At 67.9% G+C, this 15,118-nt stretch carries 12 protein-coding genes and 2 pseudogenes; 5 read left to right on the forward strand and 9 right to left on the reverse strand.

The window, feature by feature from the left end:
* From NL1_RS39100 to NL1_RS28150, 6 genes and pseudogenes are all read right to left on the reverse strand, one after another.
* Window positions 1–996, reverse strand: a pseudogene (locus tag NL1_RS39100) (hypothetical protein); the annotation flags it as partial.
* A gap of 2,094 nt (window positions 997–3,090) precedes the next feature.
* Window positions 3,091–3,390, reverse strand: a pseudogene (locus NL1_RS40450) (WXG100-like domain-containing protein); the annotation flags it as partial.
* 84 nt (window positions 3,391–3,474) lie between these two features.
* Window positions 3,475–3,789 carry a WXG100 family type VII secretion target gene (locus NL1_RS28135; protein ID WP_067845395.1) on the reverse strand — a complete coding sequence of 105 codons (315 nt, stop codon included), beginning with the start codon at window positions 3,787–3,789 and terminating at the stop codon, window positions 3,475–3,477.
* A gap of 312 nt (window positions 3,790–4,101) precedes the next feature.
* Window positions 4,102–4,527: a hypothetical protein gene (locus NL1_RS28140; protein WP_156095088.1), complete on the reverse strand. Its 426-nt coding sequence runs from the start codon at window positions 4,525–4,527 to the stop codon at window positions 4,102–4,104.
* Window positions 4,528–4,660: 133 nt separating this feature from the next.
* Window positions 4,661–5,887: a cytochrome P450 gene (locus NL1_RS28145; protein ID WP_067845397.1), complete on the reverse strand. Its 1,227-nt coding sequence runs from the start codon at window positions 5,885–5,887 to the stop codon at window positions 4,661–4,663.
* Window positions 5,888–5,946: 59 nt separating this feature from the next.
* Complete coding sequence (locus NL1_RS28150) at window positions 5,947–6,147, reverse strand: ferredoxin (protein WP_067845399.1); 201 nt, start codon at window positions 6,145–6,147, stop codon at window positions 5,947–5,949.
* 493 nt (window positions 6,148–6,640) lie between these two features.
* Here NL1_RS28150 and NL1_RS28160 point away from each other — a divergent pair, with 493 nt between their 5' ends.
* Both NL1_RS28160 and NL1_RS28165 read left to right on the forward strand, forming a co-directional pair.
* Window positions 6,641–7,078 carry a GtrA family protein gene (locus NL1_RS28160; protein ID WP_067845443.1) on the forward strand — a complete coding sequence of 146 codons (438 nt, stop codon included), beginning with the start codon at window positions 6,641–6,643 and terminating at the stop codon, window positions 7,076–7,078.
* A 78-nt stretch (window positions 7,079–7,156) separates the two neighbouring features.
* Window positions 7,157–10,309, forward strand: a complete 3,153-nt coding sequence (locus NL1_RS28165; RefSeq protein ID WP_067845402.1) for an ATP-binding protein — start codon at window positions 7,157–7,159, stop codon at window positions 10,307–10,309.
* On the opposite strand, the gene NL1_RS28170 is transcribed toward NL1_RS28165, so the two are convergent.
* The 3 genes from NL1_RS28170 to NL1_RS37895 form a co-directional block, all read right to left on the reverse strand.
* On the reverse strand, window positions 10,293–11,042 hold the full coding sequence (locus tag NL1_RS28170; RefSeq protein WP_067845403.1) for an ABC transporter permease: 750 nt from the start codon (window positions 11,040–11,042) through the stop codon (window positions 10,293–10,295). The genes NL1_RS28165 and NL1_RS28170 overlap by 17 nt on opposite strands.
* Window positions 11,039–11,980 (reverse strand): ATP-binding cassette domain-containing protein, encoded by a 942-nt coding sequence (locus NL1_RS28175; RefSeq protein WP_067845404.1) that lies wholly within the window; start codon window positions 11,978–11,980, stop codon window positions 11,039–11,041. Before NL1_RS28175 ends, NL1_RS28170 begins: the two co-directional genes overlap by 4 nt.
* 76 nt (window positions 11,981–12,056) lie before the next feature.
* Entirely contained in the window at window positions 12,057–12,215 is a 159-nt protein-coding gene (locus NL1_RS37895) for a hypothetical protein (RefSeq protein ID WP_156095089.1), read from the reverse strand.
* On the opposite strand from NL1_RS37895, the gene NL1_RS28180 reads away from it, so the two are divergent.
* From NL1_RS28180 to NL1_RS28190, 3 genes are all read left to right on the forward strand, one after another.
* A complete protein-coding gene (locus NL1_RS28180; RefSeq protein WP_067845406.1) occupies window positions 12,208–12,615 on the forward strand; it encodes a hypothetical protein in 408 nt (135 codons plus the stop codon). The genes NL1_RS37895 and NL1_RS28180 overlap by 8 nt on opposite strands.
* A 453-nt stretch (window positions 12,616–13,068) precedes the next feature.
* The gene (locus tag NL1_RS28185; protein ID WP_067845408.1) at window positions 13,069–14,250 is read left to right on the forward strand and encodes an MFS transporter; all 1,182 of its coding nucleotides are present in this window, start codon (window positions 13,069–13,071) and stop codon (window positions 14,248–14,250) included.
* Complete coding sequence (locus NL1_RS28190) at window positions 14,244–14,888, forward strand: HAD family hydrolase (protein WP_067845409.1); 645 nt, start codon at window positions 14,244–14,246, stop codon at window positions 14,886–14,888. The genes NL1_RS28185 and NL1_RS28190 overlap by 7 nt, the downstream gene beginning before the upstream one ends.
* Window positions 14,889–15,118: the final 230 nt, after the last annotated feature.

The following is a 15,118-nucleotide window of genomic DNA, read 5'->3' on the forward strand; positions in this document are numbered from 1 at the left end:
GGGCTCCGGTTCGGGCTCGGGCTCGGGCTCCGGTTCCGGTTCCGGTTCCGGTTCGGGCTCCGGTTCGGGCTCGGGCTCGGGCTCGGGTTCCGGTTCCGGTTCCGGTTCCGGCTCGGGTTCGGGTTCCGGTTCGGGCTCGGGCTCGGGCTCGGGCTCCGGTTCCGGCTCGGGCTCCGGCTCGGGCTCCGGCTCGGGCTCCGGTTCCGGCTCTGGCTCGGGCTCCGGTTCCGGCTCCGGCTCGGGCTCCGGTTCCGGCTCCGGCTCAGGCTCCGGCTCAGGCTCCGGCTCAGGCTCAGGCTCCGGCTCCGGCTCCGGCTCCGGCTCCGGCTCAGGCTCCGGCTCAGGCTCCGGCTCCGGCTCAGGCTCCGGCTCGGGCTCAGGCTCCGGCTCCGGCTCCGGCTCGGGCTCCCAGACCGAGTCGGCAGGTGGGGCGGTGGCCTCGTATTTCGGGATCGCTGACACGCCGAAATACCTTGGGGTGTACGGGATCTTCGAGGTCGTGTCGAATGGACCGTGGGATTTCGGTTCCTGGACCGGTGCCTGCTCGCCCTGCGACGAGTTGCCGCCCTGACCGGCCTGTTCGCCCGCCGGGGCCGTACCGTGCGGTGTCGGTGGAGCCTCGTTGGTGGGCTGCTGGGGCACCGCTGGGCGTTCCGGTGTGGAACCAGGCTCGGATGTCTCGTCGCCTTCCGGTTTCGACTGGCTCGGCTGCTTTTTCGGTCCCTTCTCCGTCGCCTGGTTCGGATCGGTTGCGGTGGTCGGTTCCGAGTTGCGTCCCAACTTCTCGAAGTCCGCTCGCAGTTCCCGTCGCAGAGCGATGAACTCGTCGAACTGGCGTTGCAGGTTCCTGCGCTCGGCGGCGAACTCGTTGGGCCGCAGTCCCGCTGCCTCGAGCGCGGCCGTCTTCTCCGCGAACTCGTCGACTTTCCGGGTCAGCGCTTCCTCGCCGGCTTGTCGCAACTGTTCCGGGCTCATCCCGTCCGGATCGACGCCCAACTGCCGCAACCTGTCCCGAACCGAATCGACTCCGTCGGGCGACTGCCGCCCCTCATGGGCCTGCCCCGCATCGGGCGTCGGCCCATCCCCGCCCTGCGGCTCCCCCTCCGTGGTCGGACGTGGCGCACTGGACGATGCCGCAGGCTCTTTCGGTCCCGGCGCTTCGGCCGGACGCGCGCCGACTTCCGCTTCGGGCGCGGATGCGGCGTCCTTCCTGGTTGACGATGCCTCCACCGGTGAGCCGTTGGTGAGAGCCGACCGGCTGCCTTCCGGTGTGCTCGCGCGCGATTCGGGGACGGCTAGGCGGTTTTCTCTGCTTCCTGCGCGCGGCGCGGACGAATCGGGTGTGTTCGCGGGAGTCGCGGGTTGCGGCCGAATGCCGTTTCGTGTCTCGGAAGCGGGTGCGCGCCCGTCCGAACCAGACGCCGGACGCGGCTGGATGCCGTCACCAGCACTCGGAGCGGGAGCGCGCCCGTCCAGACCGGACATCGGGCGCGGCCTGCTGCCATCTCCAGCGCTCGAAGCAGGAGTGCGACCCTCCGAACCGGCCCCTGGGCGCGGTTGGCTTCCATCGCCAGCGCTCGTGCGCCCCTCCGAACCAGACGCGGGGCGCGGCTGGCTGCCATCGCCTGCGCCGGGACCGGGTGCGGCGCTCTGTGGACCCGTCGTGGACTCCGACGACACTCCCGACGTCGATGCAGGGGGTTGCGTTACTCCCTCGCGTGCACCGGAATTCGGCTCGACCCCGGCGGCACCTTGGTTGCCCTGCGGCTCGGAGGAAGGCGTACCGGCTTCTTGCACCGAGCTGCTGTGCATGGTGTCACCGCCGGCAGCGCTTGCCTCAGTGTTTCCCGCCTCCGATTCGACTCGCGATTCGTCCGCACCGGAACGTGGCGGAACGCTCTCCGACGTTCCCTCGCCTTCCGGGGTGTTAGAGCGACCCTCGCTTCCTCGCCCTTCGGCACCGGTGTTGTCCTTGCCCGGCGCCTCGCCGCCAGGAGTGCGGTTGCCAGGCTCGCCACTGCGCTCCCCAGCACCGCTCTCCGACGAGACGCCGTCCGGCCCGTCGGCACCGACCGTGGACGAATCATCCCCGCGGGTTCCAGTTTCCGGCGTGCCACCACGCTCACCACCGGCATGCGACGGATCGACCCCACGACTACCGGACTCGGTGCCACCACGCTCACCACCACCCGCATGCGCCGGATCCACACCACGGGTCCCCGTGCTCGACGAAACAACACCGCTATCACCACCGCCGGCGTGCGACGGATCCGCGCCACGGGGACCCGCACCCGTCGAAGATCCTGCGCGAGTCCCGTTCACCTCCCCTGCCGAGCCACCGCTCGAAGGATTTCGCTCGGTCGTCCCAGAGTTCGACTGGCCCTCAGGTGTCGACGACGGGCTCGCAGGGTCGCCGGAGGTTGTCCCCGAACCGGTTTCGCCCGCGTTCCGAGGTGCCTGAAATAGTGAGCTCCCGTCGCCCCCGGTACCGAACTGCGCCGGATCCGCGGCGCGGAACCGAGCTATGCCGGGACCACCAGCCGCCGCCCGATGGCGAAATCCCTTGATGCCGCCGGTACCCGCACCGAAGGCCGCGCCACTGGTGAGCCAGAGCGGATCCCCCCAGTCGAGCGGATTCAAGCTCCCACCGTTGAACGCGTTGCCGATTCCCTGCGCGGCAGCGGCACCGATCACGCCGGCTCCCGCACCGACGACCGCGCCCTTGAACGCGTTGCCCCAACGACCACCGGGCAAGGGAACTTTCGCGGCCCCTTTGGCCATCCATCCACCGACAGGCCCGGCGACCGCACCCGCGAAGCCAGCGGAATAGGCGGTGGTGCCGACGCGTTTCCAGTCCATCTTGTCGCGAGTGCCCGCCCCGACCTGATACGCCTGGATCGCCGCGTCCTGTCCCGCGCCGAGCACCGTGCTGAGGGCGACGTGCTTCGCCAGGAATTTGGTGACGGCGGCTATAGCCGTCTCGAGCGTGAGTTGCGAGATGGCGGTGACCGCCCGGTCAGCGAGGACCCTTATTGCGGTGCGGGTCGTAAGGATGGCTATCGCCTCGACCGCTGGCGCGGTAGGCGGAAAACCCACTGCCAGAGCGAGTTCGATGGCCAACATGGCCAGCGAGCTGATGATGAGAAGCTTCGTGTACTCGATCTCGGTGGCGAGCGCATCCGAGGATTCCGCCACCAGGCCGAGAACTTCGGCAAGCCGCTCCAGCGATTCCGGGCCGCGGTCCAGCTTGTCCAGTGCCTCGACGATCGCTTCGATGCCGTCGCCCCACGGGTACGCCGCGATGGTCGCTTTCCTGGCCGCGTCCAGATCCGGGAGAAGATCACTGATGTCGGTGGCGGCCTTGCGCCAGTCGTCGGCGATCTCCCACATCTTGTCTTCGTCGCCGTCCGGCCAGTCCGAGCCGGCGATCCAGCCGAGCCATTGCAGCTCGCCGGGGATGTCGATGGACACGTGCTACCGAATGCCCTCGCCCGAACGCTTGTCCGTACGTGCGAGTAGCGTCGCTGCCTTGTACTGTCCGTCGGAGTACGAGTCCAGCGTCTTGGCCGTGTTGCCGAGTCCCTCGGTGAGGTTCTCGCGTGCCGCCACATACCCCTCAGGACCGTCGGCGAAAGCAGTGCCGTATCCGTCTCCGCCCCAGGCCGCCCCCTTCGCCGCCAGGGACGTTTCCAGGGTGGTGAGTATCCCGTTCACCCGATCCCGCAGATCCCCCATCGCCCCTGCGGCGCGGCGCAACTGCCCCGGCGACTGCCCGACCTTCGTTGCCACGCATGCCCCTTCCACCGATGAACCGGTTTCAGAGAATGGCACCCGGCGGGCAGCGGCGAGAAGATGCCCGACGCCGATTTTGCGAGTCCCTGACATGCGTTGGGAAGCAACGCATCTCGGCGAATGCCACATTGCGGCCGGTCCGCTGCGCTGAGGAACGCGCACCAGCCCCGTCACCTATTGACGGTTCATTGACGCAAACGGCCGCACGGATCTTCTCGTCGAGATCACGACCGAGCACGCTCGAAACGAGAGCGGCTCATGCTCACGTGAGCATGAGCCGCCTTCGCGTGCGTGGAGCTTGCGGGATGTCTACCAGACTTCGGCGGTCCCGGAGCAGGTGATCGTCTGCGGCACGAATCCGGTGTTGACGACCGTGAAATCAGTGCGGACCGTGCCGGGTCCGGTGTGCGGGCCGAAGTGCATCGTGCTGCCGTTGCCGATCACGAACCCGACTGTGCCGCTTTGCGTCTCCGAACCCGAAGCGCCGGTGTTCAGATTGGTCCAGTTGAGCGTGACCTGCGTCCCGTACCCACCCCAGATGCTGCCACCGGAGTGCATGGTGAAGTAGGCGCGCCCCGGCGAGTTGTACTGCCCGACAACGACCTGACCGGAGTACGGGAAGTCGACGATATTGGGGCTCATGCCCCGGCAGGTGGTGACGATCCCGCCGTCGGCAGCCGCCGTCCCGGCTCCAGACAACACGGCGGCCGTCAACGCGGTAGCGGCCACCGCCACCCTGGCGAACTTGGTTCTCGTCCCAGTCTTCTTTTGCGACAACATATGTCGGCACTCGCCTCTCATTGGTTGGTGGAACATCCCGCCGCTACAGTCATCCCACCAATGCGCCACATCGTTACCGGTCGACGGTCTACCGGGCCGCTTCCGTCCAGGTGACCGGCAATTCGTGGACGCCGTAGATATTCATATCGGTCCTGAGTTTCACCTCCCCGGCGGGGACAGCGAGTTCGAGGGTCGGGAAGCGGCGCAGCAGTCCGTCGAAACCGGCGCGCATCTCGATCCGGGCCAGTTGCTGTCCGAGGCATTGGTGGACGCCGTGGCCGAAAGACAGGTGACCGCGGGCTTTGCGGTGGACATCCAGGGTGTCGGGGTTGTCGAAGCGCTGGGGATCGCGGTTCGCGGCCAGCAACGAAACGACGACGGTCGATCCCTCGGGGATCGTTTCACCGCCGAGTTCGATGTCCTCCGTGGCGTAGCGGTAGAAGATGTCGGCAACGGACAGGTAGCGCATGAGTTCCTCGACGGCATTGGGCAGCAGATCCGGGCCGGCATGCAGTTCCGCCAGCTGCTCGGGGTGCTCCAGGAGCGCGAAGGTGCCGAGCGCCAGCATGTTCGCGGTGGTCTCGTGGCCCGCGAGCAGCAACAGGAACGCGACGCCGATCAGCTCCTCGATGCTGAGGTCGTCATCGCGGGCCAGATCGGACAGTATGTCCTCGCCGGGTTCGGCACGTTTGCGCGTGACCAGTTCGGCGAGGTAGGTGGTCATGGCGCCGTACGCGGCCATCTTCTCCTCGAGCGACTGGTCCTTGACCAAGAACTTGGCGGAGTTGACCTGGAAGTTCGCCCTGTCCGCGTAGGGGACACCGAGCAGTTCGCAGATCACCAGCGACGGCACCGGCAGCGCGAACTCCTTGACCAGGTCGACCGGCGGGGTCAGGCGCGCCATCTCGTCCAGTTGCCGCTCGGCGATCTCGATGATGTGCTCTTCGAGCTGCTTCATGCGTTTGACGGTGAACGCGCCGATGAGCTTGCGCCGCAGCCGGGTGTGGTCCGGCGGGTCCATGGCGATGAACAGACCCGGAATCTGCGGGGACGGTTCGGTGGGGGCGGGCATGCCGGGGGTCTCGTACGGCACGTGGACGATGCCGATGTCCTGGCGAGAGCTGAACCGGGTGTCGGCCATGAGCTGACGGACCGCGTCGTAGCCGGTGACGAGCCAGCCCTCGTGACCGTCGGGGAAGACCATGGGACTGACCGGGCGAGCCTCGCGCAGCCGGGTGATCTCGCGGGGCGGGTCGAACGGGCCCGCATTGCGCTCCATGGGGAGGCCGTGCGGGATGGGAACTGTTTGGCTCATCGGATTTCCTACTCGAATAAGAGGGATACGTTGCCCGGCCGACAGGCCGGAGACATGGGCTAGTCGCCGGAGACGGCGGTGATCGCCCCGGACGGGCACACCTGGGCGGCATCGAGGACGGCCCGCTCTCGCTCGGGCGCGGGTGCGGGGTCCAGCGGCACCACCCGGCCGTCCTCGGCGTCCTGGTCGAACACTCCGGGGGCGGTCAGCACACACATACCTGCGCCGATGCAGCGCTCCCGGTCCACCCTGAGTTCCATCAGCTACCCCTCGTCCTGCCATCGAGGACGGTCTTGTCCCCGTACGTCTTCCGCAGCCCGGAAGCTGCTGTGCTGTTCACGGAAGAACTGTCGCCGTCCCGGCTGATACCGACCTGACACAGACCTGTCACGGCCACCACGCCGAACTCAGCGCGGTCCGGTCCGCGGTGCTCGGCCCATTCATCGAGACAGCTGGGCCTCCTCAGCCGCCCGACCTGCCCGCCGCAGAACACCTCCGCGACGAGCCTTCGGGAACACCCCGATGCTTGCGTCGATACACAGCCCGGCGCCCGTTCGTCGCCCATATTCGCCGTGACCAGGCCGAGCACCGTGTCAGTGAGTGTCAGTCCGGCGTCAGGCCGGTGTAAGCCGGGCTGGCGACAGTATTCGTGTGAACAGCACAGCAATTGCCGCGTACGGGCTGCGGAATGCATACGGGGACAACACGATCCTCGGTGGCATCGATCTGACCATCGGTCCCGCCCCCTCTCCGATGCTGCTCACCGAATGGTTCGGCAGGCTCGCCCACGTGATGCCGTATCTGCGCGGCGATCACGTCTTCGCCCAGCTGATCCGCTTCGCCCTGGTCGGCGGTTCCAGCAACATCGCCTATGTCCTGCTGTTCATGGCCATGAACGGGTTCGGCCCGCTGGTCGCCAATATCGCAGGCTCGATCGTCAGCACGGTGATCGCGAACGAACTGCACCGGCAGCTCACCTTCCACGCGGCCGGACGGGTCGGCTGGTTCACCGCACAGTGGGAGGGCGGCGGGCTGGCGCTGATCGGCCTGCTGATCAGCACGGCGGCACTGGCCGGTCTCGAGTTCTGGGCGCCGGGCCTCGGCGAGCTCGCACAGGGTGGCGCCGTGATCGCCATCATGGCGGCGGTCGGCGGTATCCGCTTCCTGGCACTGCGCGGCTTGGTTTTCTGAAAAGTCCAGCCCAGGGGCCGGTGCCGGCGGCAACATTCGGCGCCGCGTCAGCAGATCGCCCGTGGCAAGATCGGCCGGGTGCAGATCGGGATACTAGGACCATTCGAGATTCGCACGGACGACGGTGCTTTCGCCGACGTGCCGGGCGCGCGGCTGCGCGGGCTGCTGATCGCGCTCGCCCTCGAACCAGGTCACGCGGTCCCGAAGGCGACGCTCATCGACTGGATCTGGGGTGAACGCCCGCCCTCCGACGCGGCGAATGCCTTGCAACAGCTGGTTTCCCGGCTGCGGAAGGTGCTGCCGGACGGGTCGGTCGAGGGGCAGACGGACGGATACCGGTTGCGGGTGGAACCCGACGCCGTCGACGCCGTGCGGTTCGAACGCCTCGTCGCCCAGGCCCGCAATGACGAGGATTCGCGAGGGGTGCAGCGGATGCGCGAGGCCCTCGCCTTGTGGCGCGGTGCGGCCATGCAGGACGTCGGTCTGCAGGAGAGTGCGGCGTTCGACGCGGCGGTCACCCGGCTCGAAGGGCTACGCCTGACTGCCTTGGAGGATCGGTTCGATGCGGAGATCGGCCTCGGCCACGGTGCGGAGCTGGTCACGGAACTGACCGACGCGGTGGCCGCGCATCCGGTGCGCGAACGGCTTGTCGCCGCATTGATGCGTGCCCTCGTCGCGACCGGTCGCGATACCGAGGCGCTGCTCGTGTACGAGCGCACGAGAGAAACACTGGCCGACGAGCTGGGTGTCGACCCCTCGCCGGAGCTGTCCGCATTGCACGTCGCGCTACTGCGCGGTGAGCTGGGACGGCGGGAAGAGAACCGGAAGACCAACTTGCGTGCCGAGCTGACCAGCTTCGTCGGCAAGGACTCCGATATCGCCGCGGTCCGCGAACTCAACGCCGAACATCGGCTCACCACCCTGATCGGGCCGGGCGGCTCGGGGAAGACCAGACTGGCCACGGAAACCGCGCGCACACTGCTCGGCGACCTGCCGGACGGGGTCTGGCTGGTCGAACTCGCGGCCATCGGCGCCGACGGTGATGTCGCGCAAGCGACGCTCGCCGCGCTCGGACTGCGGGATGCGTTGCTCGGCGAGGCGCCGGACGCGGAGCCGACGGATCGGGTCATCGCCGCGGTCCGCGAGCGGACGATGCTGCTGATTCTGGACAACTGCGAGCACGTGATCGAGTCCGCGGCGACCTTCGCCCATCGCGTGCTCGGAGAGTGCAGGCGGCTGCGGATCCTCGCGACGAGCAGGGAATCCCTCGGCATCACCGGCGAGGCGCTGTGGCCGGTCGTGCCGCTGGCCTTGCCGAAGGGGGACGCGGGCCCCGGCGAGATCGAGTCCTCTCCGGCCGTCCGGCTGCTGCGCGACCGCGCCGGTGCGGTGCGCAAGGACCTCGCGACCGACGCCCACACCTCGTCGACATTGGCGCGCGTCTGCCGGGCGCTGGACGGGATGCCACTGGCCATCGAACTCGCCGCGGCCAGGTTGCGCACCATGTCGCTCGATCAGCTCGCCGATCGGCTCGACGACCGGTTCCGCTTGCTGACCGGCGGCAGCCGTACCGCGCTGCCGCGGCACCGGACGCTGCGCGCGGTGATCGACTGGAGCTGGGAGCTGCTCACCGACACCGAAAAGGTGGTCCTGCGCAGGCTCTCGGTATTCGCGGGTGGCGCGAGTCTGGAAGCAGCCGAGCGGGTTTGCGGGGGCACGGGGAGCGACGCAGCGGTCGAGACGGGTGAGGTGCTCGAGTTGCTGACCGCGCTGACCGAGAAATCGCTGGTGCTCACCGAGGGCGACCGGGCGCCCCGCTACCGAATGCTCGGCACGATCAAGGAGTACGCCCAGCAGCGTCTCGCGGAGGCGGGGGAATCGGATTCGGCGCGTCGTGCGCATCTCGCGTATTTCACCGAGCTCGCCGAAATCGCGGATCCGCAGCTGCGCCGCGCCGAGCAACTGGAATGGCTCGCCACGCTCGGGGCCGAGCACGACAATCTCGCCGCCGCGATGCGCGGTGCGATCGCGGCCGGCGAGCCAGACGGGGCGATGCGGCTCGCCGCGGCCGCGGGTTGGTACTGGTGGCTCGGCGGGTACAAGGCGGAGGGCAACGAGCTGATCATGGCGGCCACGGCCATGCCCGGCGAGGTGCCCGACGAGATCCGGGCCGTGGCCTACGCGTTCGTCGTACAGTTCTTGATCTCCGGACCGCAGAGCGACCAGTACCAGGCGGAGGAGTGGATCCGCAAAACTTACGAATTCAGCAGGCGGGTTCGGGGCCATCACCCGGTGCTGAGGTTCGCCACCCCACTGGAACGCATGTTGCAAGGGCCGGACGCGTTCCTGCCCGCGTGGGAATCACTGCTGGTCGACGAGGACCCCTGGGTCCGTGCCCTTGGCCGGCTGCAGCTCGGCAAATTGCGGATCCAGCTCGGGCACGGCGGCCGGGACGCGGACACTTATCTCGAGACGGCGCTGACCGAGTTTCGCGCGATCGGCGAACGGTGGGGTATTTCGTTCGCCCAGACCGAGCTGGCGAATCGAATCGCCATGCGCGGCGAATTCGCCCGTGCGTGCGAGCATTACGAACAGGCGATCGCGGTCGTCACGGAGATCGGTGCCATCGAGGATGTCGTGCCGATGCGGTCGCGACAGGCCCAGCTGTACTGGCTGTCGGGCGACGAGGAGTCGAGCGCGGCGGCCATGACCGCGGCCCAGCGGTCCGCGGAACGAGTCGCCTGGCCGAATGTGCTTGCCGAACTGGCGCTGTCGAAGGCGGAACTCGCGCGCTGGAACGGCGATGCCGAGCAGGCACACCGGGAACTCGACGTCGCCGTGGCGATGCTGGGTGATGCCGCCGAGCGGGCAATCGGCCGCACCATGCAACAGGATCTGCTCGGCTACCTTGCCGAGGGTCTCGACGAGGCCCGCGTACACCGCGTCGCGGCCTTCCAGGCGGCGTCCGAGGCGGGGCACGCACCCCTGATCGCCAGGGTGCTCGTCGGGATCGCGGATCTGGCGCTGCGCGAACAACAGTACGAGCAAGCCGCGCGGCTGCTCGCGGCGAGCGCGGGCGTGCTCGGTCTGGCGAATCGTTCCCAACCGGATGTGGCCAGAATCGAACAGGCCACGCGAAATCGCCTCGGCGACACGAAGTTCACCGAGGCGACGCGGGAGGGGGCGCAGGCGAGCCTGCAGGAGTTGGTCGCGGTCACGCTCGCTTGCTGAATGTGGAACGCGCCCACAGGTATCCGACCACCCCGATCCCGACACACCAGGCGGTGGCGGCGACCGCATCGCCGGTATCCGGCGAGCCGCTCAGCAACCCGCGCAGGGTTTCGATGATCGGCGTGAAGGGCTGGTATTCCGCGAACTGCCGCAGGCCCGGCCCCATCTTCTCCGCAGGCACGATCGCGCTGCTGAAGAACGGCAGCATGACCAGCGGCACGGAGGCCATGCCCGCCGTTTCCGGAGACTTCGCCGACAATCCCAAGGCGACCGTGAGCCAAGCGGCCGCGAAACCGAGCAGCACGACGATGCCGGCCACGCCGAGCCAGTCGGCGAAACTCGCCGACGGATCGAATCCCAGCAGGAATGCCACCCCGATCAGGGCGGCGATGGCGATCAGATTGGTCAGCACAGTGGCGATGACATGACCGCTCAGCACCGCGCCACGGGAGACGTCCATGACCTTGAACCGGTTGATGATGCCGGTCGTCATGTCGGAGTTCACCGCCGTCGCGGTGGACCCCAGCCCGTAGCACACGGCCAGCAGCATCAGCCCCGGCGTCGCGTAGTCGATGTAGTCGACACCGACGTTGAACGCGTCACCGAACATGTACACGAACATCAGCATGATGATGATCGGCATCAGGACCGCGTTGAACACCGAGACCGGGTTCCGGGCAATGTGTTTGAAGTTGCGGCGCAGCATCACCGTCGAATGGGACTTGGCACTCATTTCGCTACCACCTCCGTGGCGTGGCCCGTCAGGGCGAGGAAGACATCGTCGAGATCGGGTGTGTGCACGGAGAACTCTTCGGCGCTGAGCGAGTACTCGTCGAGCCGTTCCAGCAGCGCCCGGAGCGATCTCGTCCCGCCGTCGCTGGGAACCCGCAGGGTCAGTGCCTCGTCGTCCCGCGTGGTATCGGGGAACAGACGCGCGGCTGCGTCGAGCTGGGAGACGTCGGTGAATCGGAGCCGGACGTGCGTCCCGGGGATCTGGCGCTTGAGGTCGTCGGGCGTGCCCTGGGCGACCAGGCGGCCCTGGTCGAGCACCGCGATCCGGTCGGCGAGCTGATCGGCTTCCTCGAGGTACTGGGTGGTGAGGAAGATGGTCACGCCGTCGGCCACCAAGTCGCGGATGATCGACCACATCGTGCGACGGCTGCGCGGATCCAGACCCGTCGTCGGCTCGTCAAGGAAGATGATCTGCGGGTTGCCGATGAGCGTCATCGCCAGGTCGAGCTTGCGGCGCATACCGCCGGAGTAGGTCGACGCGGGCTTCTTCGCCGCCTCCACCAGATCGAAGCGTTCCAGCAGCTCCGCGACGGTCCGCTTGCCGTCTTCGTCGGAGACCCCGTGGAGGTCCACCATCAGCTGCAGGTTCTCATACCCCGTCAGCAGCTCGTCCACCGCCGCGAACTGGCCGGTGACCCCGATCGCCGCGCGCACCGCCTTGGCCTCGGTCGCGATGTCGTGGCCGGCGACGCGTACCGACCCGCCGTCGGCTTTTGCCAATGTGCTCAGCACATTCACCGTCGTCGTCTTACCCGCTCCATTCGGACCGAGCAGGGAAAAGACCGTTCCCGCACGGACATCCAGATCGATGCCGTCGAGCACGACCTTGTCCCCATATGTCTTTCGCAGCCCTGACACCGCGATCGCTGAATTACTCATGCCACCACCATCGGCGCCCGCCCTGTCACCCGCCTGTCACGCCCCTGACACGGCGTTCAGCCTGGTCGTGCCGGTGTCAGGCTGGTGTCAGGGTGTTGTCAGGCGAGGCGCCGATAGTGGTTGCCAGGACGAAGAACAGCACTTCCCCGACCGGCACGGTGCCGGTCGACGACCGTCCATCCGTTCGATCGGATTGCACCACAACAGATTCGAAGGAGCACACCATCATGTCCATCACCCTCACCGACCAGGACAAGAGCACCCTGCGGACCGCCGCGTACGGCGCTGTCGCACTGCTGGTGGCCGCCGATGCCACCGGCTCGCCCCACAAGGTCGCCACCGCCGGCTCCCTCGCCCTGTCGTCGGCGACCGGGTCGGTCGGGCACGTGCTCGCCGCGAAGTCGAAGGACATCGAGCTGAACGGCAAGTCTGTCGCCGAGCTCGCCGACCACGTGCTGCCCGCCCTGACAGCCGCGATGATCCTGCTGCAGAAGCAGGATCCGGCCGAGGCCGACAACTTCCGCAGCACCATCGGCGTCGCCATCGAGGCAGCGAACCGCGCCCACAAAGGCCAGCCCAGCCCCACCATGGCCGACATGACCCGCAAGATCACCGCAGCCCTCGACGCCGCCTGATCGAACGCCGAACCCGCGCAACCACGCCGGAATTCGCGTGGGTTGCGCCCCACCCGCAGAGGCGAGTGCTCTTCACGAGCACTCGCCTTTTCGGTTGGGGCCCAACGTTTCAGAACCCGAACCCGCTGGTAGCGGAGGGGCCCGCGATCCGGATCTTCGATGACTGTGACCGGGCTCGGCTGCGACGCCGGTGAGACCTTCGGACAGCACTTTGTGTAGCCCGTCACCGAGCCCTTTTCCAAGTGGTAGCTCTCCGTACCCCTTGGTAGGTTTTGGCTTGTTCGCGCAGCGTGGCGCGCCACTCTCAGTCTTCCACTCGCGGAACCTTCCACTGATCCACAGTTTGTACGCCTCTTTCGTCATGGAAAGAGGCGGGAATCGTCATACCCACCTGCCGCCGATTTCGCGGCCGTTCTCGACGGCGAAGTCGGCGGCGGCACCCATGGAGATTTCATGACTGGCACCTTCGCGCCGGCTTTGGAACGCGCGCGAGATCTACCCGACACCGTAGTGCGGAGTCGTGGATTGTTGACGGGATACTTCGCCGGACTCGGCGTCGTGATGGCCGTCTGGGGAACCCGGATTCCGGCGGTCCAGGCCTCCGCCGGATTGGACACCGCGGGGCTGGCCGCGATACTGCTCGCCGCCGCGGTCGGCATGGTCGCCGGCCTCCAGGTGGGTGGTCGCCTCGCCGAACCCGCCCGGCTTTCACAACTGTTGACCGGCGGCGCACTCGGTCTCGCCGCAAGCCTCGCGTTGCTCGGTACCTGCCGAAATCCGATCGCGCTCGCCGTTGCGGCGCTGCTCTTCGGTGCCGCGCACGGTGTGCTGGACGTCGCGGCGAACGCCGCGGCGGTTCGGTGCCAGGAGGCATACGGTCGCCCGATCATGTCGAGCCTTCATGCGGCCTACAGTCTCGGCGCGCTGGGCGGGGCAGTGCTCGCCGCTGTCACCGCACACGATTCGCACACCTACATCTTCGGCGTCACCGCGGCCGTGATGATCGTGGCCACGGCCGCGGTGGCGTCGGCTACCCGCTGCGTCGGATCCGCGGACCTCACTCCGGTGGAAACGGTGACGCGGGAGCGTTCGCCCGAACTGTCCCGGTCCCGGATCTGGCTGTTGGGCTTGCTGGCCGCCGCATGTCTGCTGGGTGAAGGAGCTGCGGCCGATTGGTCGGCAGTCCATCTCAGCGTGCTCGAGGCGTCCCCCGCGGTCGGTGCCGCGGCGTACGCCGGATACAGCGCGGCCATGGCCGCAGGCCGCCTCGTCGGTGATCGGCTCATCGCACGCTTCGGTGCGCCGAGAGTTGTTCGGGCGGGCGCGATTCTGGCTTCGGCCGGACTCATTGCGGGCCTGTCGATTACCGGTGTGCCGTTCGCGCTGGCCGGCTGGGCCATTTTCGGTCTCGGACTGTCGGTCACGATTCCCTCCCTGTTCAGCGCAGCCGGGGCGGGTGGTCCTCGCGCGGTCGCCACCGTAGCCGTGACCGGCTATCTCGGTCTCCTCGCAGGCCCGGCGCTCGTCGGCGCCCTGGCCGCCGCGACGGCCCTGCCCGCTGCCCTCATACTGCCCGCCCTGCTCGCCGCAGGCGTGGCTGTCCTATCTCATCGAGCCCTGGAGAACCGGTGGTAACCGCACTATCTCACCAGCCCGCGGAACTCGACGCGGTCATCTTCGACTACAACGGCGTCATCGGCCTGCAACCCACCGTCCCTATGTGGAGCGGCCTCGCCGAACTCGCCGGATGGCACGACGACCAGCTAGGACTGTTCCAGACTGCTTTCTGGAGCGCCCGCGAACCCTACGATTCCGGCCAATTCGACGACGCGGACTTCTGGACCGCCGTGCTCGGCCACCGCCCGGACCCGGAACTGCTCACCCGGTTGTGTGCCGTCGACACCGCTATGTGGACCTCGACCGACGCCCGCGTCGTCGCACTCCTCCACCGGGCCCGGCGGGCGGGTCTCCCCATGGTGCTGCTCTCCAACGCACCCCGCCCGGTGAGCGATGCCCTCGACGCCTCCGACTGGCGCCCCCTGATGACCGACGCCCTCTACTCGGCCCGGCTCGGCATGAACAAACCCCACCCCGACACCTACCGAAACGCGCTCGCCGCGACCGGAGTTCACGATCCCGGCCGCGTCCTCTTCATCGACGACCGTGCCGACAACTGCCAAGCCGCCGCCAACCTCGGCCTGCGCACACTCCACTACACCGGCTCACCCACCGATATCGAAGCTCACCTCCGCCTCGCCATCGTCGCCGCGTAAGTTCCAGTCGTCACAGGGGATTTCCGAAGTCGGGGCGACACCGCTGCCGACCGGTGATGAACACGAGGCCGACCTGACGCTCGGCTGGGATATCCCCAGCCGAGCGTTTTGCATGGCCGACCAGCCCATCGGGCAGCATGCAACCTACAGGTCGGCGCCCCCGTAGAAGCGGTGATGCGACTTGTCGATGCCGTAGCCAGCCCAGCCGAACGGCGCTATTCCGGCAGGTT

Source organism: Nocardia lijiangensis NBRC 108240 (assembly GCF_001613045.1).
GTDB classification, from domain to species: Bacteria; Actinomycetota; Actinomycetes; order Mycobacteriales; family Mycobacteriaceae; genus Nocardia; species Nocardia lijiangensis.